Annotated in this window: 13 protein-coding genes; 8 read left to right on the top strand and 5 right to left on the bottom strand. The window is 71.0% G+C overall.

Going from position 1 to position 22350, the window contains the following annotated elements:
* Window positions 1-63: 63 nt before the first annotated feature.
* Window positions 64-1989 (top strand): ABC transporter ATP-binding protein, encoded by a 1926-nt coding sequence (locus KIK06_RS10665; RefSeq protein WP_268643048.1) that lies wholly within the window; start codon window positions 64-66, stop codon window positions 1987-1989.
* A gap of 74 nt (window positions 1990-2063) precedes the next feature.
* Here KIK06_RS10665 and KIK06_RS10660 read toward each other — a convergent pair whose 3' ends face one another.
* From KIK06_RS10660 to KIK06_RS10650, 3 genes are all read right to left on the bottom strand, one after another.
* On the bottom strand, window positions 2064-3164 hold the full coding sequence (locus KIK06_RS10660; protein WP_268643047.1) for a hypothetical protein: 1101 nt from the start codon (window positions 3162-3164) through the stop codon (window positions 2064-2066).
* A gap of 511 nt (window positions 3165-3675) precedes the next feature.
* Window positions 3676-4902 carry a PP2C family protein-serine/threonine phosphatase gene (locus tag KIK06_RS10655; protein ID WP_268643046.1) on the bottom strand — a complete coding sequence of 409 codons (1227 nt, stop codon included), beginning with the start codon at window positions 4900-4902 and terminating at the stop codon, window positions 3676-3678.
* Between the two features lie 358 nt (window positions 4903-5260).
* Window positions 5261-5860 carry a CGNR zinc finger domain-containing protein gene (locus KIK06_RS10650; RefSeq protein ID WP_268643045.1) on the bottom strand — a complete coding sequence of 200 codons (600 nt, stop codon included), beginning with the start codon at window positions 5858-5860 and terminating at the stop codon, window positions 5261-5263.
* Between the two features lie 122 nt (window positions 5861-5982).
* Here KIK06_RS10650 and KIK06_RS10645 point away from each other — a divergent pair, with 122 nt between their 5' ends.
* From KIK06_RS10645 to KIK06_RS10615, 7 genes are all read left to right on the top strand, one after another.
* Entirely contained in the window at window positions 5983-6774 is a 792-nt protein-coding gene (locus tag KIK06_RS10645; protein ID WP_268643044.1) for an MBL fold metallo-hydrolase, read from the top strand.
* 550 nt (window positions 6775-7324) lie between these two features.
* Entirely contained in the window at window positions 7325-7942 is a 618-nt protein-coding gene (locus tag KIK06_RS10640; protein WP_268643043.1) for a hypothetical protein, read from the top strand.
* 650 nt (window positions 7943-8592) lie between these two features.
* Window positions 8593-8922 (top strand): hypothetical protein, encoded by a 330-nt coding sequence (locus KIK06_RS10635; RefSeq protein WP_152486423.1) that lies wholly within the window; start codon window positions 8593-8595, stop codon window positions 8920-8922.
* Window positions 8919-9575 (top strand): hypothetical protein, encoded by a 657-nt coding sequence (locus KIK06_RS10630; RefSeq protein WP_268643042.1) that lies wholly within the window; start codon window positions 8919-8921, stop codon window positions 9573-9575. The genes KIK06_RS10635 and KIK06_RS10630 overlap by 4 nt, the downstream gene beginning before the upstream one ends.
* The gene (locus tag KIK06_RS10625) at window positions 9572-11488 is read left to right on the top strand and encodes a GMC family oxidoreductase (protein WP_268643041.1); all 1917 of its coding nucleotides are present in this window, start codon (window positions 9572-9574) and stop codon (window positions 11486-11488) included. Before KIK06_RS10630 ends, KIK06_RS10625 begins: the two co-directional genes overlap by 4 nt.
* Window positions 11485-12675 carry a ferritin-like domain-containing protein gene (locus KIK06_RS10620; RefSeq protein WP_268643040.1) on the top strand — a complete coding sequence of 397 codons (1191 nt, stop codon included), beginning with the start codon at window positions 11485-11487 and terminating at the stop codon, window positions 12673-12675. The genes KIK06_RS10625 and KIK06_RS10620 overlap by 4 nt, the downstream gene beginning before the upstream one ends.
* Window positions 12672-13577, top strand: coding sequence for a hypothetical protein (locus KIK06_RS10615; protein WP_268643039.1), 906 nt, complete (start codon window positions 12672-12674; stop codon window positions 13575-13577). Before KIK06_RS10620 ends, KIK06_RS10615 begins: the two co-directional genes overlap by 4 nt.
* Before the next feature lie 52 nt (window positions 13578-13629).
* Here KIK06_RS10615 and KIK06_RS10610 read toward each other — a convergent pair whose 3' ends face one another.
* Window positions 13630-13989, bottom strand: coding sequence for a hypothetical protein (locus KIK06_RS10610; protein ID WP_268643038.1), 360 nt, complete (start codon window positions 13987-13989; stop codon window positions 13630-13632).
* Window positions 13990-14039: 50 nt separating this feature from the next.
* Window positions 14040-22340: a WXG100-like domain-containing protein gene (locus KIK06_RS10605; RefSeq protein ID WP_268643037.1), complete on the bottom strand. Its 8301-nt coding sequence runs from the start codon at window positions 22338-22340 to the stop codon at window positions 14040-14042.
* Between the last annotated feature and the right edge of the window lie 10 nt (window positions 22341-22350).

The following is a 22350-nucleotide window of genomic DNA, read 5'->3' as shown; positions in this document are numbered from 1 at the left end:
CGTACCACCCGTTTCCGGGTGCGGTCGTCGGACGATGACCGCGGTGAGGAACAGGAGACACAGGTGAAGAGCGCGCGACGGGGCTACTGGATCCGGCCGCAGGCGGTGAGCTGGACCGGGCTGGGCCTGGTCGGGGGCGGGATGCTGCTCGCCCTGGTCGACGCGGTGCGCTTCTCCGCCGAGGGCGCGGACCTGGAGACCGCGAACCACACCCCCTGGTGGTGGGTGTCCGTACTCCTGGGCGCACTCGTGCTCGTGCCCGTGGTGTGGCGTGATCTGCGGGACTCCGACCCGGCGGGCCCCGCCGAACGCCATCGCTGGGGCCACGTCGTGTTCCTGGTGGTGGTGAGCACGCTGTCGGTGGGCGTGACCGTCACCTCCTTCTCCGCTGAGCCGTTCGTCGCCATGGTGCAGGAGCCCCGGGACTATGAGCCCGACCCGGTGGGGGTGTCCCTGTGGTTGGTCCCCCTGTCGATCAGCCTGGGGCTGGTCCTGTCGGTGGCCGCCGGGTACCGGCCTCGGCTCATCCCCGCCAGCGGCTCCATGCCGTTCTTCGCCGCCGGGCTGGTCCTGGTGGTGCTGTTCGAGTTCGCTCTGCGGGCCGCGACCCTGTACCAGCCCACACAGCACACGGTCGCCGACGCCTTCCCTGAGACACCGGCACCGGTGCCCACCGATGTCACCCAGGTCGGGTGGACCTGGGCCCCGCCCGAGGACGTTGCGGTGCGGGCCGTGGAGCCCGGCCCGCTCGGGCCCCTGCTCGTGCTCGACGACGGCGTGGTGGCTCTGGACGGCGCGTCCGGGGCCGAGCTGTGGAGCTACCGCCACCCCTACAGCCAGGTGTCGGCCAGGGTGGTCGAGGACGGCGCCAGGGCCGTCATCACAAGGCGGCCCCCGGCGGACCAGTACGGCGACCGGCGGGTCACCGAGATCGACACCGCCACCGGCCACGTCACCCGTGAGTCGGCTGTGCCGTCACTGAGGTCCGAGGACGAAGAACTGCGTCTCTCGTTCTTGGCGGCCACAGCGGACCTGCGGTTCTACGAATGGCGCGCAACGGGCGAGCCGTACCGGATCAGCGCTCGCCCGACCCGGTCGAGCGAGGAGGCGTGGGCGTTCACGTCGCCGGACGACGACGGTCGTATCTGCGTGGCCGACTACGGATGGCGGGCTCAAGAGAACGTTCTGTTGGTGGGGGACCACCTCGTCGTGCTCTACGGCTGCACGGGCCTGGAACAGATGCGGGACGAACAGTTCGTGTGGGATGTGGCCGGCGACCCGGAGGCGTCGTTCACCGTGACCGCGGCCGCACTGGACACCGGCACTGGTGAGGTCGTGTGGGAGCACGAATGGGAGGCGTCCGGGGAGAACGACTTCGAGCTGGACACCCACCACCCGCGGCCCGGCGGTGACGCGGGTCCGGTGGTCGTGGTCGAGAGCAACCACGGGTGGGGGCTGCCCCGGGTCCTGGACCCGGGCGAGGGCACCCCGGTGAGCGATGTGCCGCCGGAACTGATGGTCTCCGACACGGACATGGCGGAGGGCTTCGAGGGGCTGGTGCACGCCGACTCGGCCAGCACCATCCTACTGGCCCGGGACGAGGACGGCTGGGAGGGGGAGGGCCGACCGCCGTGGGAGTTCGTCCGTGCCTCGCCCGCCGGGAAGGTCACCGGCACAGCCTTGCTCCCGGAGGAGACCGTGTACTTCGACAACGTCGAGACGGCCGTGATGCTCGGCGACGCGGTGGCCGTCCTGACCCCCAAACCCCGAGACGAAGCCCAAGACGAGCTGGCGCTGTCCGCCGCGGTCGTGGGATTCGGTAACGAGGTGGGCGAGATCGTGTGGATCGAGCTGTCCGAGGAGCACTCCAGCAACGATTTCGCTGAGGATACGTGGGAGGACCGGGCCCGACTGCTCCCCGTCCCCGGCGCGGTCATCGCCCATGTCCACGACACCGAGCCAGCGGTCGTCTACGGGCTGGTGGGCTGAGCGCGGCCCGTCGGCCGCAACCGGGGCCGGGCGACCTCATCACCGCCCGCGTTCAGTGGGGCGAAGAGCCCTCTTCACCCATGACCGACGATGCCGTCCCGCAGTACCAGGGGTTGAGCGGCGGGAGTGCGTACGTCCACCTCCTCGGTCCGATCCGAGCTGGCCGGCCTGTAGGTGATGGTGGTGGGGATGTAGACCTCCGATACCGCGATCAGGATGCCGCCGCTCGACCCCTCGGGCGCGTTGGGATCACTGACCGCGAAGGAGAGGAAGAGCGGGATCGCCGCAACCGCACCGGCCTCCATGGTGCCGAGGTTGAGTTCCACGGTCTCGTTGTCCCCCAGTCCCCTCGGGGTGTCTTGGAGTTGCCCGTCGGAGCCGGTGTAGAGCTCGGCGAGGCCATTGATCGTGAAGCGCCCCTCGGTCTCCTTCTTCGCGGTCATGAGGACTTCGTAGGCTGCTTGCCCACCGTCCTGGCTGACGACGAGAAAGGTCCAGTAGGGCGGAGTGCTCACGATGCTCAGGCCCCGCTCTCTGATGAAGGACCGGGTCTGGGGGCAGGAGCATTCCATGGAGTTCAGCCAGAGGGTGGAGTCGAAGATGTTGTCGGTGCTGTAGATGTCCGGCGCACTCTCCTGGGGCGTGAGGAAGTCGACCTCGACGTTCGCACCGAGGACGTTCTGTAGATGTTCACGGTGGGGCGTCGTGTTGCCGGGGGTGGAGGTGACTTCGATCCAACGTACGGAGAAGTTCGGCTGCCCTTGCGTGAGTTCGGCCTGGATCTGCTCGGTCTGGATCTGGGAGAGCTCGGCTCCGGCTTCCAGGGAGCGGATCTGCACATTGGTGATGATGAGGCCGGGGACGATCCCGAACAGGGTGATGAGCGCGGTCGCGGCGGAGAGCCACAGGGTCCACTGTTCCCGTTTGTCCCTGGCGTTCTCGCGGTGTTCCTGACGGTCGGCCCGGGTCAGTTCGGCGGACTCGGCGGAGAACACCGCCGAGGCTGGGGTGGTGGCCGCAGTTCCGGGCGGAGGGGGTGAGATGGCGTTCTCGGGGGTGGGGTGCGCTTCCGGGGCGGTGCCGGTGTCCGAGGTCTCAGGGATGGTCTCGGGTTCCGGTTCCGCAGAAGGCGGGGTTCGTTCGGGTTCGTTCGGCCTCTCATCGGGTTCGGGCATCGCAGCTCCCTTGGGCTCGAAGATCGGCTTCCATGCTCACGGGCGCCGCCAGGTCCGGCAATGCCCGAACAGGCCAATCCGCCCCGCCTGGGTTTGTGACATTCCGTCGGTTCATAGGGGACCCGATCGGGCCGACACCACGCCCAGCCCTTCAACGCCTGCGGTCACGTGCCTGACCACCCGGGGTCCGATGTGGGGGAACAGGAGGAGACTGTTCTCGCAGGAGAGCAGGTCGTCGTCGGGCGCGCGCGGTGCACGGTGCTGCGGGAGAACGAGTCCCTCACGTATCAAGGGCAGGGGTGGCTGGCTGGTGTCCAGGACACGTCGGTCACCGACAGGAGGTCTCCGAACGCTCATGTTCACCCAGGCCAAGACGCGACCTGGGACCCAGACCTCCGTGAGCCGTAGCTACAGGATCTGGCGGTGGAGCCATGACCCGGGCGACGGTTCACTGACGGCGCCGTTCTGCTCGGTCTGCCGGTCGCGCTCCAGTGGTGGGGCCACCGGAGCCTCAGCCGAGTTCGGTCAGGTGGTCGGCGGCTCCCCCGCGCCACTCGATCATGAAAAGGGTGGCGTCGTCGCTGGTGCGCCCGCCCCGTTCCGCCTTCAGCGTGTGGGAGAGCCGACGCAGGTCCGCCCGCAGCCCATCCGACGGCTCCTTCCCGAGGCGGTCGATGCAGCGGATGAGGCGTTCCTCGCTGAACAGCTCCCCGTTGGCGAGGTGCTCCTCGATGATGCCGTCGGTGTAGCACAACACCCGGTCGCCTCTCCGGAGCGTGTGCTCTTTGAGTTGGGGCGCCTCGCCGTTGAAGCCGATGGGCAACGTGGTCGCGCTCTCCAGCTGCCGCACGACCCGGCCGCCGCGGATCAGCAGCGGCGCGGGATGGCCCGCGTTGACCAGCTCCAGCGCACCGGTGGCGATGTTGACGTGCATCAGCTGCGCCGTGACGAAGTGGTCGGGTCCGAACTGCCGGGAGATCGCGTCGTCCATGAACGTGTACTTCTCGGTCAAGCTGATGAACACGCGTCGGGCATGCCGGTAGGCGCCGATGGCGACCGTCGCCATCGCGGCGGCATCCAGGTCGTGGCCCATCGCGTCGATCACGGCCACGTGCAAGATGTCGTTGTTGAGCGCGTAGTCGAAACTGTCACCGGCCGCGTGGTAGGCGGGCTCCAGGATTCCGGCCACCTCGATCTGCGGCACGGACATGGTCAGCGGCGGCAGCAGGCCCCACTGGATCTCCGCGGACACGCTCATCGGTTCCCTGCGCCGGGCCAGGAAGAACTGGTCGGTGTAGGCGTTCTTGGTCACCAGCATGTCGGCGACCAGGTTGGCGAGCCTGCACAGCAGGCGCCGGTCGTCGTCGCCGACGGAGTCCAGGGTGAGGGCCATCACCCCCACCCCGTCGCTTCCGCCCAGCAGGGGGAGGTACACGCGGATGCCGCCACGGTCCTGCGGCACCTCGATGACCTCCACGCGCAGGAAGGCCCGGCTGGCGGGGGAACCGTCCATCGGCTCGGGCCGGCCCACGTGCAGCCCCTTGCCCGGAAGCGGCACCAGCAGCTCCTGCGCGTAGTCCTGGAGCAGGATGGAGACGTCACGACCGCCGACCTTGGCCACTTCCTCCGCGACCAGCGGGGCGATCAACCGGGGCGGTATCAGCCGCTCCCGGTCCAGCAGCAGTCCCAGCAGTCGCTCGCCGAAGCCTTCCGACCGCTCGACCTCATCCTCTGCCATGGTCCGCCTTCTTTCGCTTTCTCTCCTCGCCCGTATCCGGCTCGCCCTCCTGGTCGGCGTCCCTGTCGTGCCGGAGAGGCCACAGGGACTCGGCGGTGCACGGGGTCCCCTCGTCCACCCCTCACATCCTGCCTGTTCGACCACGCCCAGGCTGGCCGCGGCACACCATCGGCACCGACCAGTGCCCTCCGGTTCACGACGGCTGCCGGGTTCCCGCTCCACGGCGGGCACGGCAAGGGGCTCGCCTCGGATTCTCCGGGAGCGAGCCTTCGGGTCGGACCGGACGCTGTGTGGTGAGCCCTGCGGGACTCGAACCCGCGTCCACCGAAAGGGGAGGGGCCGGGCGGGTGGGCCCTCCTCAGTCCGTCCCGACCCGGGAGCGCCGGGCGTAGGCGCGGGCCGCCCGGGCGCGGTCGCCGCAGCGGGTCGAGCACCAGTGCCGGCGGCCGTGCCGGACCAGGTACCGGTTGCAGGGGGGCGAACCGCAGGCGGTCAGGCGTTGCGCGTCGGGGCCCGTCAGCAGGTCGGCGGCGTCGGCGGCCAGGGTCGCCAGGGCGTGGTCGACGATCCGGGTGGTGGGGTGGGTGGTGGCGCGGTAGGGGCCGTTCTTGTCGTCCCACAGCAGCAGCGGCGCGGTGGGGACACGGGTCAGCGCGTCGTTGACGGCGCTCAGCGCGGCGGGCAGCGCGGGCAGCCCTTCGGTACGCGAGGCGAACAGCGCCCGGATCTGTTCACGTAGCGAGCGCAACTGTGCCGCGCACATCTCCCGCATACCGGCGTCCACGGGGGCCAGGCCGCGCGCGGTCATCCACTGGTTCGTCGCCAAGGGAGTGCCCAGAAGGTCGGCGAAGCGCCCGCCCGGAAGCGCGATGACGGTGTTGGCGAGAGCGAGGGAGGAGTACCGCTCCTCACCCGGCGCCGGCGGTAGCTCGAGCTCGGTGGTGGTGAGGTCGTCCATGGATGTCATGGTACGACGTCCCGCCATCCATGAATCTCACGGTTGAACTTGTCATCAACCATGAGATTCACCTACGCTCTTATCACGGTTAACAACACATGCATCCGTGAGGAGATTCCGTCATGTCCTCGTCCACCACGACGACCGCCCACTTTCCCGTCCGCGTCTTCGGCGGCCCGACCGCCCTCTTCGAGTACGGCGGCCTGCGTTTCCTGACCGACCCGACCTTCGACGCCCCCGGCGACTACCCGACGCCCGGCGGCCCGACCCTCACCAAGACCGCGCCCGCCACGGGCGCCCCCGCCGACCTCGGCCGCGTGGACGCGGTGCTGCTCTCCCACGACGAGCACGCCGACAACCTCGACGTCTCCGGCCGCGCCCTGCTCGCCGACATCCCCCTCACCCTCACCACCACCGGCGGCGGCCAGCGCCTCGGGGCGAAGGCCACGGGCCTGGCGGACTGGGAATCGGTCGAACTGGACCGCCCCGGGGGCGGCGCGGTCACCGTGACCGCGGCCCCGGCCGTTCACGGTCCGGCTCCGCGGGAGGAGACCGAACCGATCACCGGGCAGGTCGTCGGCTTCATCCTGACCGGCGAGGGCCTGCCCACCGTCTACGTCAGCGGGGACAACGCCTCGATCGAGGCGGTCCGCGAGGTCGCCGAGCGCTTCGCTCCGATCGGTACCGCCATCATGTTCGCCGGTGCTCCCCGATCCCCCGTCCTCTTCGACGGCCAGCCCCTCGTCCTGGACAGCGCCCAGGCCGCCGAGGCGACCCGGATTCTCGACGCCGGCCGCGTGGTGCCCGTCCACTACGACAGCTGGACCCACTTCACCGAAGGTCGCGCGGACCTCGAGGTCGCCTTCGAGAAGGCGGGGCTGGCCGACCGGCTGGACTGGGGCACCCGGGGCTGACCCCGCCGGGCTGAAGGACCATCGTCGGTGACGAGCGGTGCGGTCCGACCGCACCGCTCGTCACCGAGCCGCGCCGGCGGCGAACAGGATTCGGCTCCTTCGCACGGCCGGCCCGACGACCGCGTCGGGGCCCATGCCGTCGAAGGGCGGGCGGCACCGTTCCGTGAGACCGCGCTCCCGCGGCCCTCGCCCCCTCCCTCGGGTGTCCTAGGATGAGTTCGTGGTCGTGCGGAGCGGGGGCCGCCATGGGGCATGAAGCCGGTCGACACGGTCCGTGGGCGCGACGTGGGTCCGGATACCGGCCGAAGGAGGGTCCCACCGTCTCGACCTCCCCCGGCGGCCCCATGGCGGGGAACATCGGTACGGGGTGTCGCGAAGACGCCTCGCACCACGATGACCCGACCACCCTTCCTCTCACGTATCCGGGCAGGATCCCTGGCCGATCGGTGTCCTCCTGGGTGACGACCACCTCCCGCTTCACCCCCGCCCGGGCAGGCCGGCAGACGACTGGGTCACGGATTTCGAGGGGGAGCGGACCTCGCTGGCGAGCGTGCTGTCGCGGGTGGGCCGGGCCCCCGTGGCGGAGCGCCACCCCATGGTGGCGGTGGGGTCGAACGCCTCGCTCGCCCAGTTGCGACGCAAGTTTCTCGGCCGCTCCGAACCGCCGGTCATCCCGATGACGTGGGCCGACGTGGACGGCATCGCGCCGGGTGTGTCCGCGCACGTGAACCGGTCGGGCTACGTTCCGGCGGCTCCCGTGGAATCCCCCGGTCGGACCAGCCGCCTGTTCGTCCTGTGGCCGGACCAGGCGGAACTGGACGCCCTCGACGCCACCGAGCCCAACTACCGGCGACGGCTCATGCCGGTGCGGCGGTACCCCGTCACACTGGACTCCGGCACGCGGCTCCCGCCCTGCTCCGTCTATGTCGGCGGGCACGGCTGCCTGGTGGACGGGGAGGGACGGCCGCGTGGGCTGACCGATCAGTCGACACTGATCCGGGCCCTGCTCATGGAGTCGATGGAACTGCGCCGCGTGTGCGGCGCCACTCCCGAGTCGTTCGTGGAGCGGGTCCGGGACCCGGCTGTACGGGACGCGGTGCGCCGGCTCTTCCGCGCGGAGGGGCGGGTGGCCGCCCAGCCGGGGCTGCTCGGCCTTCCCGTTCCCTAGGGGCCGGGCGTCACCGCACCCGGGTACGGGACAGCCCGAAAAATTGACCCGTCGGACCGATTCCACGTGGCTGAGCGAACTCGCGAACCCATCTGCGGTCGTATGTGCGTTCCACTCGATGTCGCATTCTTCGCAAAATGCGCAAGGGTCGGTTCGATTGATTGGGGATGCCCAAAGTCCTGAAGGGTGTAATTTCCATCATAAGGATTGGTCCGCTGCGTCGGGCTTCACTGTTTCGGTTGTCTTTGAATTCAGATGAACGCCGAGTTGGTGTATGCCTCCCTTGCCTGTGTCGTCGCTTCGTGATCTGATTCCCGGTGGTCGGCCAACTGGGCCGGAGTCCATCGAATACCACGGTTTTCGATGGTGTTTTCGACGGTGTCTTGGTGTTCGGTTGATAAGCCCTTCCGAATGTCGCGGTAATGGGAAAGCGTCCCGCGGTGGACGTTCGAAACCTCGGTGAGGAGATCCCGCTTGTGAACGACCGAGCGCAACCGAGAACGGCGGAGGGCGGGCCCCCGGTCGGCGCGCCCTCAGCGCCGATCCACCCCGTGCCTCCGGAGCCCTCGGCCCAGGGTCCGGTGGCCGCCTGTCCCGGTGGGCGGGCGCTGTTCTGGAGTTCCCGGATCCCCCGGTCCGGGCGGGACCAGATGGCGAACTGGGCCGAAAAGGTGCTGGATGACCTGGAAAAGAAGAACCACTGGGAACAGGTGAACGATTTCCTCGGGGTGGTCGTGTCCAGCGGCATGGGTCCCGTTTTCTCCGTGTTCCGGCCGAAGCCGCGCGTTCGCCTGATGAATGGGCCGAAGGAGATCAGGTACTTCCTGACCCCGAAGAGCGGGGAGGGCCCGGCCCCTCGCGAACACGTCGGCGGCGCCACGTTCCCCACGTCCGGATCGCGGAACCCCACCCTGACGACGGTCGCTCCGGGCCGACGCCCGGCGGACCACCTGATCGAATCCGAGGAGGTCGCGGCGTGAACCCGGTTCCCCACCCCGTCCCCGGGGAAGTCGTACGGTTCGTCGAGCTGAGCGTGCACCTGACCGGCTTCCCCGTGTTCGATCTGCACGCCACCGGCATGGCGGAAATGTACCTGGACACCGCGCGACAGCAGGTGGGCCGGTCCAGGTTCGACGCATTCCTGAAAGCGCTGCGGAAAGCGTGCGCCCCCCGCCTCGACCCGGCCAAGCTCGAGCCCACCGACCGGGAGATCGCACGCGCCGTCACCTACCTCTGGTACACGGGCGCCTGGCCGCGACTGGCCGTGGCCGCCCACGCCGACCTGCGCCGGGAGATGGCCAACCGGGAGTTCGTCGTCACGCCCAGCGCCTACACCGAGGGCCTGGTGTGGAGCACCTTCCACGGTCACCCCGCCGGAGCCAAACCGCCCGGGTACGGGACCTGGTCGATCGAGCCGGCCGCCCCGCCGTCGCTGGCCGAGATCGAACGGGAGTGCGGACTGGAACGGAAGGACGCGACCGACCACCCCACCGAGGAACACCGCCAGGACGAGCGGGCCGACGAGGCCGCGTTCGCCGCGCACCGGCTGCCCGGGCCCCGGGTGGCACGCGACGTGCCGCCGTCCGCCGTGCCCACGGCCCGGGCCCAGGAACCGGAAGGGAACCCCGCATGACCGCCGCGGCCACGGGCCCGGAAACGCGCCGGGACCACTACGACGCCGTCATCGTCGGCGCCGGTTGGTCCGGCAGCCTCATCGCCGGGAGACTTGGTAGGCAGGGATGGCGTGTCCTGCTCCTGGAGGCGGGGGAGGGAGGTACCGAGAGCTGGTCCGGACACCTGGACTCGGTGAGCACCTACCGCTCCGCCGTGGCCAAGGTGCCCAACTCGGCCTACCGCCACAACACGGCCGCCCCCTCGCCCGACGTGCTCGACCTGTCCCCGAAGAAGGGTGGGGGGTACACCGCCGACGGTTACTTCGTCCAGGACGGCCCGCTCCCCTACCGGACCGACTACCTGCGCGCGCTCGGCGGTTCGGGGATGCACTGGCTCGGCGCCGTCCCGCGCATGCACGCCGACGACTTCGCCACGGGGACGACCTACGGATACGGCCGTGACTGGCCGTTCACCGCCAAGGACCTGGAGCCCTACTACGAGGAGGCGGAGCGGGAACTCGGCGTCGCCGGAGACGCCGCCGAGCAGAGGAAACTGGGCGTCGTCTCCGACCCCGACTACGTCTACCCCATGCACGCGATCCCGCGGAGCCACATCGACGAGCACTGCCGGCGGATCGACGGAGCCGAGATCACGGATCCGATGGAGGACACGCGCACGCTCCACGTGACCGGGATCCCCCAGGCGCGCAACAGCACACCCAACCCGGCCTACGACCGGAAGAAGGGATACCGGCCCAAGGGCGCCGTCGGACTGCCCAACTACGGTGAGCGCTGCGTGGGCAACGCGAGCTGTGTGCCCATCTGCCCCGCGCAGGCGAAGTCCTCTCCGCTGCGCGTCCAGGCCGACCTTCCGGAGAACGTCACCCTCCTCACCCGCAGGGTGGTCACCCGGGTCCTGCGCGGTCAGGACACGCGTGTACGCGGCGTGGAGTACCGGGCCTACAACGACCCGGCCTCGTCGGTCAGCGAGGCGCGCTCCGTGCGCGCCGACATCGTCGTCCTGGCGGGGCACGCCATCGAGAACGCCCGGCTGCTGCTGTTCTCGGAACTGGCGAAGACCAGCGACCAGGTCGGCAGGAACCTGATGGACCACCCGACGACGCTGGCCTGGGCGCTGGCCGAACGCTCCGTCGGCCCGTACCGCGGTCCCGGCCACACCTCGGGGTGGGAGGATTTCCGTTTCCACGGTAAGCGCGGGGAACGCGCACCGTTTCGCATCGAGATCAGCAACTGGGGCTGGTCGTGGGCGACCGGTGCGCCGATGAGCAACGTCACCTCCGCGCTGGGGCTGGGCGGAGACGCCGGCGGAACCGTGAAACCCGACGGGCTCCTCGGCCCCGACCTGAGGCGGAAGCTCGGCGATGACATCGGGCGCCAGCTCCAGCTCCAGATCGCGGTCGAACAGTCCGCGAACCCGAAGAACCGGGTCACGATCGACCCCAGCCGCCACCGCGACGCCCTGGGCAACCCGCGGCCGATCCTCACCTACGACCTGGACCCGCATACCCGCGATGGTGTGTACGCGGCCTACCGGGTCTCGGAGAAGATCTTCGCCGCACTCGGGGCGACACCGTACACCGACCACAAGCCGGTCCACGGTGTCCCGCAGCTCGGCCACTTCCGCCACAGGGAGACGGACCTGACCTACCAGGGCGCCGGGCACGGGGCGGGCACGCACATCATGGGCGAGCACGCGAACGACTCCGTGGTCGACTCCTACCAGCGCACCCACGACCACCCGAACCTCTACGCCGTGGGCTGCGGCAGCATGCCCTCGATCGGCACCAGCAACCCGACCCTGACCATGTCCGCCCTGGCCCTGCGTAGCGCCGAGCAGATCCACCGGGATCTGGCCGCACTGAACCAGCCGGTCGTCGTGCGGTCCGCGGCCGGGGAGAAGGAGAAGGCATGATCTTCGCGGAGAAGGTGCACGACGCCGGATTCGAGATCCCGAAGACACTCGAGAAACTGCGGGAGTACCTGCAGGCGGCGCTGGAGGTGGAGCACCTGACCATCCCCGTCTACATGACCGGGATGTACACCATCCGCCCCGGCACCAACCGCACGGCCTACTACGCCATCCGCAGCGTGCTCCTGGAGGAGATGCTGCACATGACCCTGGCCGCCAACCTGCTCAACGCGGTCGGGGGGAAGCCTCAGGTCGAGCACCCGAACTTCGTCAAGGAGTATCCGGTGAAGCTGCCGTTGAGCAGCGAGAAGCTCCCGATGATCGGTCTGCGCCACTTCTCCGAGGAGGCGTTGAGGACCTTCCTGACCATCGAGACGCCGCGATCGATCAGCACCGGGGTGCGCGAGAGCTCCGGCTGGACCTCCATCGGCCAGTTCTACGAGGCCATCCGCCAGGGGCTCGTCAACCTGGTCAAGGAGAAGGGCGAGCACGAGGTGTTCAAGGGCACCCCCGATCTGCAGGTGGGGCCGGAGGACTTCTACAACTCCGGAGGCGAGGTGTTCGCCGTCAAGGACTTGGAGTCCGCGCAGACCGCGATCAGGGTGATCAGCGAACAGGGCGAGGGCGTGCACGACTCGATCTGGGACAGCGACGACCAGATCTTCGGTGAGGAGCGCCAGCTCGCCCACTACTTCCGGTTCAACGAGATCTACACCGGTCGCTGTTACAGCCCCTACGACTCCCCGAAGCGGCCGCCGAGCGGGCCGCTGGTGGACGTCAGCTGGAACGACGCCTATCCGATCAACGGCGACTCCAAGGTCGCCGACTACAAGGAACACCAGGCCACGAGCGCGGTCTACGACAAGGCCGTCGAGTTCAACACGGTCTACGCGACCCTGCTCAGCTGTCTCCACCAGGCGTTCAACGGCCAGTCGCGCACGATGGGGCTGGCCGTGCCCACCATGTTGGAGCTGCGCGACCGGGCCGAACAGCTGTACCGCAACCCGCACCCCGATCCCGAGCTGGCCGAGAAGGGCTGCTTCGCCAGCGCCACCTTCGAGATCACCGCGAAGGACCTGGAGCAGGCGAGAGAACGGGTGGACCGGCTCGTCGACGCCGCCCACCTGGAGAACGACGAGCCGATCGACCTGTCCGGTATCACCGCTGAGTCAAGGGAGCAGTTCGCATGAGCACGACCGCACCGAACGGGGTCCTGCCTCCGATCCCGGAGGGCTTCGCCCTGCCCTTCTACTACGGGACGTTCACCAACCTCGGCGTCGACTACCTCGTCCCCAAGGACAGGGCCGCGCTCCTGCTGAAGGAGTGCGCGCCGAACGCGGAGCTCTCGGTCGCGACGTTCGACGGCAAGGCGTGTCTGTCGTTCAACTACCAGATGTACTTCGCCCAGTTCGCCCACGGGGGCTCGGTCATCCAGGAGATCGAACTGAACATCGTCTCCTACCCCACCGTGGCGCGTCAGCGCGTGCCGGAACTGACCTACAAGCAGTACGCCTTCGGCGAGGACCAGACACGCGCCCTGGGGTTCTGCCGTCACCGCGTCGCCTGTGACTCGCCCCTGGCCATCGAGGCGGGCGAGAAGCTGTTCGGTGAACCCAAGTTCAGGGCCGACTTCGAGGTCACCCTGCCGGTGCCCAACGCGAACCCGACCACGGCCCCGGGCCCGTCGACGGGCGGGGAGACCGTGGTGGCCGACACGTGGAAGGTGGCGTGTGTGAAGCACAGGCACGGGGAGGACGGGGCGGGCGGCGACCCGCACTTCTCGTTCACCGCGGACCTGAGGAACATCAGGGCCGAAACGGTCAGCACGGCCCCGTTCACCGAGTACGGCTCGAGGGAGCGGGGCGAGTCGGTCAGGGCGCTGGCCGCGCCGTTGAACGTGTTCCAGCCCTACCAGTGGTACGACCTGGCCAAGGCGGAGAAGAGGGTGGCCCTGAAGCTGGGGGAGGTTCCGGACGCGCGGATCAAGAGGTTCGTCGAGGCGATCGGGACGGTGGAGCCGGTCGGCGCCTGGCTCCACCAGTCACCGCCGGTGGCGGCGCAGAACAGGCCGTACTACCTGCCCGGGGAGTGAGTGCGGCGTCGGCCTGAGGCCGCGGACGGGACACCGGGACCGCCCCCGTCACTCACCGCCGCCCGGAGCCGCCCGCTCCGCCCGGGGTGAGCCCGCCGACCTCCTCGACGGCGAACTCCTCGGCGTTCCCGTAGTTGCGGGCCGACCGGATCACCCCCTCCGCCGTCTGCTCGAACGCCTCGACCAGCGTGGCCCCGAACTCGTCCAGCAGGTCGAGCATCGGTGTGAGGTTCGCGCGGACGGACTCGGTGGTCTCGTCCGTGCCCGCACCCCACAGCGGCCCCAGGGCCTCGCGCTGGGACCGCAGGCGCGCGAACGACTCGCGCAGGAGGCGGGAGGGCTCGCGCAGCTCCGCCCCGGCCCGGCTCAGCTCCTCCGGGTCGACGCCCAGTCGGTCGTCGTAGGTCGGCATCGGTCGTCTCCCTCTCGTGGTGGGGTCGGTGTGGCCCCGGTCGGAGCCGGTCACGGGGTCGGCGCGGTTCGCGGCGCCGTCAGGTTCTGGACGAAGTCCTGGATGAGCTGGTCCTGTCGGCTCGGCGCCGGGTCCGGGTCCGGCGCCGCCGCGGTTCGCCGGGGCGGCCACGTGCCGCCCCGGGCCGCGGCCAGCGCCTGTTCCAGCTCGCGCAGGGCCCGCTCGCGCTCGGCGGCGGCCTTCTCCAGGAGCCGCACCCGCGCCTCGTACCGGTCGCGCAGATCCGCGCCGGCCTCCTCACGCGTGCCGACCAGTTCCAGCAGCGGCAGGCGGGCGTCCAGGTACGCCGCGTCGGCCTTGGTGAAGGCCGCCTCGGCCCTGGCCAGGCGGTCGATCTCGGGGGCGTCGGTCACCAGGTTCCATTCCCTCGCCCTGGCCTCGGAGATCCAGAGGGTGAGGGAAGCCTCCACCTCGACGGGGTGCCGCCGGGCGGTGGGGGAACCGGCCGGTCCGCTCCACGCCAGCCACGACGCGGGAACTCGGACGAGGAACTGGCGGGAGGTACCCGGCCCCTTGGCCACCGCGCCGGTTCTGCTGGAGGAGGACCGGCCCTGCCCCGACCGCGCGTTGCTCGCCAGGTCCGCTCCGGCCGGGCTCTGGCGCAGGCGGTCGTCCGGACGGCCGGTGGTCATGACCTGGGAGGTGACGTCCAGGGCGTTCGTGCTGGACTGCGACCGCGAGGAGGAGGACCCGTGCTGTCCGTGTTCGGCGTCCCTGGCGCGGCTCTCCCCGCTCACCGCCACGATCGAGGCGCGGCCGGGGTCGACCAGCGCCTTGAGGTTCACCGTCGTACCCTTCACGTCCGACAGCTGCACGCCGTCCGTGTGCTGGAGGGCCTCGGGCGCCAGCCCGCGCAGCACCAGCTCGCTCGCCACCGCGCTGATCGGGTTGGTGCCCGTGTCGCGGCCCGCCACGTCGTCCAGATACTCCCGGGCCGAGCGGCCGCCCTTCCCGGGGCGCCAGCCCCCGTCCCGGGCGGCTGACTCCACCGCCGCGTCGAACACGCCCCGGCCGGCGCCCTGCACCGCGACGGGGGCGTCGGTGCCGCCCTCGCCTCGGAGGGAGGTGTAGCCGTGGGACGCGCGGCGGTTCGCCCAGGCGGCGACGGGGTCGGTCGCCGACGTCCCGTCCCCCGGAGCGGCCGCGGTGTCCGTCCCGGGGGCTGTGTCGCCGGTCGTGTCCGGGGTGGTGCGCTCCGGAGGGGCCGTGTCCGCGTCGGTGCCACCGTCCGTCGGAACGGCCACCGGAGCGGGGAGGGGAGCCGCGGTCGCGCCTTCGCCGTCCCCGACGGTGAGGTAGGGGATCGGCTGGACGGTCTCCACCGCGCCGCTCCGCCCCGTCCCCGTGTACGTGTGCCCGCCGACCTCCAACGTCAGCGTCAGCGTGGTCTCGGTGGAGACCACCGCGTACGGCCCGAACCCGACCCGCTCATAGGTGCGTTCGACCGACACGCTCTGGGAGTTCGACTCCTCCTCCCCCGACTGGTGGCGCACGACGAGGTCACCACCCGCCCGAAGGGCCGCGCTGGAGCCCGTGCCGCCGGAGACGGGGGCGCGGGCCTCGAACAGCCCGGAGAACGACCAGCCGGACAGTCCCAGGGTTCCCTTGTCGGCGCTGCGGACCACGACCACGCGCTCCACGAACTCCATCATTCCGCCGAACTGCCGGGTGCGGGCGGCGCCGCGACGCACGGAGATGTTCAGGGTCGCGGTGCGCGAGAAGCCTGTGGCGCGGGTGGAGGACCCGCCGGAGTCCGCGTCCCGGTGCACGGCCGTGGTGGGGCGGACGCGTACCCGCATAGGAGGGACGTGGTCCAGGTCGCGGCTCATGTGCGTGGACAGCTGGTGCACCAGGTCCTCACGGCTGGTGCGGGTCAGCTCGTAGCCCCCCGCCGACAGAGCCGCGATGAGGTCGTCCAGCGCTTCCTTGGGGTCCAGGGGACGGGACTGGTAGCCCTTGTCGGCGAGCCCCTCCATGGGCCGGACCGGTGCCCGCGGCGCCGCGGGCGGCGCGTGCGAGCCGATGGTGGGCGAACCGTCGGGCGCCCAGTCGATACGGTCCCTCACCAGGCCGTCCATGTAGGCCCACAGGGCCGGGACCACCCCTTTCTGGGCGCGGGCGACCGGTGCCAGCCACGCGGCGTGGTCCGACTCCCCCGGAGAGCGGGGAATCGTCAGACCCAGGCTGAAGTCGTGCTTGTGCTCGAACGCCTGGGCGATCACGCCGTCGGTGACGAACTCGAGCGAGGGACCCGCGAGCTTGACCTCGGTTCGGGAACGCAGACTCTGCGTCGCCGAGGTGGTGTCCCCCCGGCCGAGCAGGTGGTAGCGCGCCTCCGCGCCGGGGCCGATGATCGGGTCCACCGCGGTCGGCGGAGGAGCCTCCCCGGGCGAGGCGCCGGTGTTGGTGTTCAGCCCGCCCCGGCCGAAGATCCCGAAGAACAGCCCCCGCGTGCTGACCTTCGCGGTTCCGATCGCGCTCTCCTTCGTGTGGGAGGACTCCACGGAGGCCGACGGCCGCGGGGCCAGCGACTCCACCCTGGTGGGCAGGTACCAGGTCGCGATGGTCAGGCGGTTGCGCGTGGGAGGGATCGTCCGGTCGGTCTGGAAGCGCAGGCGGCTGCCGAACTCGGACGTCAGCGCCGGTGTGGCGGCGAACTGCTGGGGGGACATGTGGTTGGCGATGATCTCGCCGGCACCCGGCTGGGACTCCAACGTGCCCGGGAGGTCGCGCAGCGTCCGGTTCAGCTCGTCGAAGGTGTGGGAGAGGACGTTGGTGGGGCGGTCGCCGTCCCGGTTGACGGTGGTGTCGAAGACCTGCACGACGTGGAAGGTGTTCACGAGGATCTCGGCGGCCCGTGTGCGCGTGATCGTCGGCGGGTCGTCGCCGCCGGCGGGAGGCGCCACGTCGGTCAGCAGTCTCGGCGCACCCTCGCGGAAGAGGTCGCGGGCCCGCGACGCCGGCAGTCGGCGCAAGGCCCCGGGCGCCCCGGGGGAGGGCGGGTCGAGCGGGATCGACCGGCCGGGCCGCGGGGCGTGCAGTTCGATGCGGCCGCGGACGCGGTCCCGACCGTCCGTGAACAGGTCGCGCGAGGTTCGCGGCTTTGGCTGGTCGATCCGGGCGGACCTGGGGACGAGGGTGTCACCGGGGCCGATCCAGGCGCCGAACTCGACGTCGGCGAAGAGCTGCTGGGTTCCGCTCTTGTCCTTGACGTTGTCCTCCGCGGTGACCGAACGGCCGGAGCCGCGATGGTCCACGGAGCGGTGCTCGCCGGTCAGCCGCGCGCCGCCGCCTCCGGAGAACAGCGGGACGTCGCCGGAGTCGACGGTGTGCGTCCCTCGCCAGGTGGCGGTCGCACGCAGCTCCAGCGCGTGCGTACGCGACGTGTTGTCGCGGCGGCGAAGACCGGCGGAGGCCCCCGATGTGCTGCCGGTGTGCGACCCGCTCACCTGCGGACCGGGAACGGGGGCGCGCACGGAGGCGGTCAGCCACAGCGAGATGTGGTCGGGCACGCTGATCCGGTACTCGCCCGCCTCGTTGCCCCAGGGGAGGAGCTTGGTCTCGGTCAGCGTGACCTCCACCCCGTGCCCGATCCAGTCGCCGTGTCGGAAGCGGAAGGACCGGAGGTTGACGGCGTTCAGGACCTTGATCGTGTTGGCGACGGCGGTGTCGCGGTTGCGCCGGTGGTTCCATCCCGCGTGGGACCGGTCCGGCCGGGAGGAGCCCGGTAGCGCCATGTGCGGCAGGACGAGGCCCGGGTACCGGGCGTCGATCCGCCGCAGCAGCCGGTGGGCGTACTCGCCGAACACGGTCACGGGACGGTTCCCGGCGTCCAGCCTGACCTCCGCGCCGTCGGGGAAGGTGACGGCGCGGACCTGGGAGTCGCCGAGATGGGTGAGCCTGGGGCGGCTGAGGAAGGGGTCGCGCAGGGCGGGCGCGCCGGGTAGGGGGGCGTTGGCCGAGGGGTCGTTCAGGATCAGGGCCTCGTGCGAGGTGACGGCCTCCATGGAGGTGACGTCGAACAGGGTCGGCGCGGTGTCGCCGTCCACCCACACGGCGACGCGCCGCTGAACGCTGTAGACGACGGTGTCCGTGCTGTGGAACAGGCGCGCGTTCCAGGCGGCCGACTGCCGGGCGCGGCCGCTTCCCGTCTCCCGGCTGTACTGGTACTCCACGATCGGCAGTTCCAGGCGGACGACGTCCCCGGCCAGCCGCTCCATCACGCCGATCCCGGGGCGCACGGAGAAGCCGGAGTTCCGGTTGGCCGTGCTGGTGCTGCCCCGGGTGAACCGGTCCGTGTGCTTGATGTTGAAGGACTTGGGGATGTCCGGGACCTTGGTCATCCGCAGCGGGTAGGACCACACGGTGACCGCCTTCGGGCGCCCCTCGGAGTCGTGGAAGCCCAGGACGGCCGCTTCACCCGTCAACACGGGCAGGTGTTTGACGAGGGATTCCGGACCGAACAGGTCCGTGACGGCGTCGCGCGACCTGGCGCGCCGCCGTTGCGACCACCGGGTCCGGAGCGCGCTCTCCCCCGGGGTGTACAGGCGCCGGAGCGGGTTGCGCCGCGATCGGCGCGTCGGCGCGGACAGGCCCAACCGGTCGGCGATCCACTCCGCGATCCCCTGGTCCGCGGTGCGTGTCCCGGCGGGGGTGTCGCCGTCGTGGACGACCTCCACGGCGGAGATCGGGTGGCTGTTGGACAGGTAGCCCCCCACCCTGGTGGGCGCCGGCGTCCGCCGTGGCCGGGGAGCGAGGGGATCGGGGAAGGTGATGGTGTCCGGCAGGTCGTCCCGACGGGGTGCCAGGCCGCCCATGAGCGTGAGCTCCACCCCTCGCGGCACGGCGCCGGGCGCGCTGTGTTCGCCGTCGGCGCTCAGCACGACGCGGAGGTCGGCGGAGTAGTCGACCCCCTTGCCCGTCATCTCCGTGGTGCGCAGCTGCGTCTCCCCGGTGTCGCCGGAGTGCTGCCAGGAGCTCGATCCGATCCCGACGTTCGCCCGCAGGCTCGGTAGCGGGACGGTGCCGCCGGTGGCGAGCAGGTGGCCGCTGAACTGGATTCCGAGGCGCTTGACCGAGCCGGAGGAGTCCGAGGCCGAGTTCCCGGCCTGCTCCTGGATGTCGTCCAGCCCCTTGAACTTGGCCCTCGCCGGACCGTCGCCGGCCGTGGTGCTCGGGCTCCAGTCGTCCTCGGACGAGAGCCTGAGCTGGTAGGCGCGGCCGTCCTCGCCCTCGATCCGCACGCCACCGGGGCGGAAGAACGGGCGGACGTCCCGGGTGAGCCGCTCGCGGAAACGGTCGCGCACCTCGTCGGGGGGTGCGGGCCGCACGGAGGAGACCACGGCGTCGGGATCCACGCGCACGCCGTAGGACTCGATCCACCCGGTGGTGATCAGGTAGTTCAACCTGATGACCGGTTCCTCGTCGGAGTCCGTTGAGTCGGGTGTGTCGGGTCGTGAGGGCGGAAGGGGGGTGTTTTCGGGAAGCGTGGTGGGGTCCGGTGTGCCTGGCCGTGACGGTGGAAGCGGGACGTCCTCAGGCCCGGGCCGGGCGTCGGAGCGGTGGTCGGTGCTCGTATCGTCCCCGTCCGACCGGGTGGGGACCGGGGGCGGAGCGTCGGACCCCGACGACGGTCGGGGAGCCTCGACCCGTGGCTGGCCCGTGCCCTCGGGAGCGGGTGTGTCGGGTCGCGAGGGTGGCAGCGGGACGTCCTGGGGGAGCGGGGCGTCCCGGGGCACGGGAGTGGCGGGCCGCGAGGGTGGGAGCTGGACGTCTTCGGGGCGCGGGGCGGTGGTACCGGGGTCGGCGGCGTCCGTGGTGCTGGTGGTGACGGGGCCCGCGTTCGCGCCGTCCTGGGACACAGCGGTCGTGTCCTGCGGCTGGGGGGAGGCCTCGGCGGCGCCGGTGGGAGCCTTGGGAGCCGTGTCGTCGGCCGGGCCGTCCGGGTTCGCCCTCGTACGCGAGGGCGGGTGGGACGCGCCGTGGCGTTGACCGGCGGTGTCGTCGATGCGCTGCGGGAGCGGGGCGTCCCCGGGCACGGGAGTGGCGGGCCGCGAGGGTGGCAGCTGGACGTCTTCGGGGCGCGGGGCGGTCGTGCCGGGGGCGGTGTCGCCGGTGGTGCTGGTGGTGACGAAGGACGCGGATGCGGATACGGCCACGGCCGCAGGGGTCTCCGGTCGTGAGGGAGGGAGCGGGACGTCCTGCGGGAGCGGGGCGTCCCGGGACGCTGTGTCGGTGGTGCCGCTGGCACCGGCGGTTCCGGTGACGCCGTCGGAGACGGGGGTGTTCCCGGGCGCGGGGACGGTGACGCCCGCCTCCGGAGCGGAGCCGTCCTCGGGCACGGTCGAGTCGGGGCGCGACGTCGGCAGCGGGACGTCCTCGGGTGACGGTCCGGCGGAGGGCGGTTCCCCGTCAGCGGTGGGGGAGTGCGTGTTCCGCACGCTCACCTGGGACGACGAAGGCGAAGGGGCTACGGACGATACGGCCGGCGCCGCCGACGGTTCCGTCCGGGGGACGTCGGCCGTCGTGGAGGAGTCGGTCCCCGTCCGCAGTTCGGCGTGGAACAGGTCCGTCAGGTCGCGGACGTCGGCCTCGGTCGGTGTCCTGCCTCCGTCGTCCGCGGTGTCGCCGTCCCGCACGGGGGTCGGGGCCCCGCCCGGTTCCGGAGCGAGGTCGCGCATCGGATCGGGGGCCGCCCGGGACGGTGAGGGCGAGGAGTCCGATGAGGATGGGCCGTCGTCGGCCGGGCCGGGGGAGTCCTCGGTACGGGGTGAATCGCCCTCGTGCGCCGGTGGGGGACCGGTGGCGGGGACGTCGGTGTCCGGTGGCGCGATGCTCAGGTCGCGCAGGCCGTCGATCGCGCCGACCAGGCCCATGGTGGACAGTTGCTGCACCACCGATGTCGTCGCGCCCGCGACGGCGGACATCCCCGACGCCTTCCACTCCCCTTCCGGGGAGAACAGGAGGTTGGTGAGCCCCTCCCCGACGTACCCCTCCACAGCCCCCGAAGCGGCGCCGAGGCCGAGGTCGGTGAGGCGGTCGCGCCACCGGCTGCCGAACTCGCGCACGGTCCTGGCGAGGGCCTCGGGCACGTCGCGGGCGAGGTGGTCGCGGGTGGCCTTCGGCAGCGGCAGGGGAGAGAGCAGGTCGTCGAGGGCGGCGCCGAGGTCGGGCGTGTCCCACCTCCTGAGGAAGGCGCCGGCGTAGTCGCGGCCGAGGTCGCGTGCGGCCCTCTCACCCAGTACCGGACCGAGGTGCTGCTCGAAGGTCGCGGCCGCCTCGTCGAGGAACCGCCGCTCGGCCCCGGACGACTTCCACCCGCCGCCCGGGATCTGCGCGGGTGTCAGGAAGGCCGAGGAGTTGCGGCTGAACAGGTGGGACAGGTCCCGGCCGAACCGGGGCGTCACGTCGCCGGGTGCGTCGGCGCCGTCCGGCCGGTCGGGGGAGGACGGGTCGTCGGCGCGCGGGGGCGGGGACACGGGGGGTTCGGGAACGGCCCGCGGCGGTGTCGGCGGGTTCGGCGGCGGATCCGGGGCGGGCGATCGCGGCGGTGGTGCGAGGGTGTCGGCGGGTACGTCGTCGACGCTGTCTCCGAGGCCCTTGGACAGCCGGCCCTTGAGGAACAGGTCGCCGCCGAAGGAGAGTCCGGCGCTGAGCAGCCCCTCCACGAACGCCCCGGCGGCGGCCATGCGGGTCAGTTCCCCGTCCCACTCGTCCCGGTTCCCCTGGTCCATCTGGATCCGCTGGATGAGCAGGTCCATCGTCACCCCGAACAGCTGGGCGACGAACAGGTGGCTCAGCAGGTTGCGCACCAGCCAGTCGAGGATGTCGCGGATCATCGTCTGGCGGATGAACCTGAAGACCGAGATCCAGGACAGGGAGGCGCCGAACGTCCAATAGGACATCGCCACCGCCCAGGCGATCTCCAGGGCCAGCTGGACGAGCTGGCCGATGATCATCCACTTGGCGTACTCGACCTGGTTGGCGGCCTGGCGCGCGTACTCGCGGATCTCCTGCGCGAGCCGCGCGGCCTCGCCCAGGTAGTCGCGCTCGCCCTCGGTGAACTGCGCCAGGGACTTCTCGAAGTAGGCGGTGGTCCGGCTGTCGAACGTCGAACTGACCTTGCGCCGCAGCACGATCACCAGCTCGGGCAGTTCGGTGCCGAGAATGTACTGGACGGTCTCGTACACGTCGGACAGGTCGCGCAGTCGATCCTCGTCCACGTCCGGCCATCGAGTCCCGGTGAGACCGTGGAAGAGATCGACGAGTTCGTTGGGAATCTGCATCCCCATCGGGCAGTCC

Source organism: Nocardiopsis sp. EMB25 (assembly GCF_026797795.1).
Lineage (GTDB): Bacteria > Actinomycetota > Actinomycetes > Streptosporangiales > Streptosporangiaceae > Nocardiopsis > Nocardiopsis lucentensis.
The sequence above is the reverse complement of the archived record's forward strand: the minus strand, read 5'-3'. Positions and strand labels throughout refer to the sequence as shown.

Bases quoted from the DNA above. Each gene is read 5' to 3' on its own strand.
- KIK06_RS10660 (WP_268643047.1), bottom strand. From the start codon at position 3,164: ATGCCCGAACCCGATGAGAGGCCGAACGAACCCGAACGAACCCCGCCT.
- KIK06_RS10655 (WP_268643046.1), bottom strand. From the start codon at position 4,902: ATGGCAGAGGATGAGGTCGAGCGGTCGGAAGGCTTCGGCGAGCGACTG.
- KIK06_RS10650 (WP_268643045.1), bottom strand. From the start codon at position 5,860: ATGGACGACCTCACCACCACCGAGCTCGAGCTACCGCCGGCGCCGGGT.
- KIK06_RS10645 (WP_268643044.1), top strand. From the start codon at position 5,983: ATGTCCTCGTCCACCACGACGACCGCCCACTTTCCCGTCCGCGTCTTC.
- KIK06_RS10635 (WP_152486423.1), top strand. From the start codon at position 8,593: ATGGCGAACTGGGCCGAAAAGGTGCTGGATGACCTGGAAAAGAAGAAC.
- KIK06_RS10625 (WP_268643041.1), top strand. From the start codon at position 9,572: ATGACCGCCGCGGCCACGGGCCCGGAAACGCGCCGGGACCACTACGAC.
- KIK06_RS10620 (WP_268643040.1), top strand. From the start codon at position 11,485: ATGATCTTCGCGGAGAAGGTGCACGACGCCGGATTCGAGATCCCGAAG.
- KIK06_RS10615 (WP_268643039.1), top strand. From the start codon at position 12,672: ATGAGCACGACCGCACCGAACGGGGTCCTGCCTCCGATCCCGGAGGGC.
- KIK06_RS10610 (WP_268643038.1), bottom strand. From the start codon at position 13,989: ATGCCGACCTACGACGACCGACTGGGCGTCGACCCGGAGGAGCTGAGC.
- KIK06_RS10605 (WP_268643037.1), bottom strand. From the start codon at position 22,340: ATGGGGATGCAGATTCCCAACGAACTCGTCGATCTCTTCCACGGTCTC.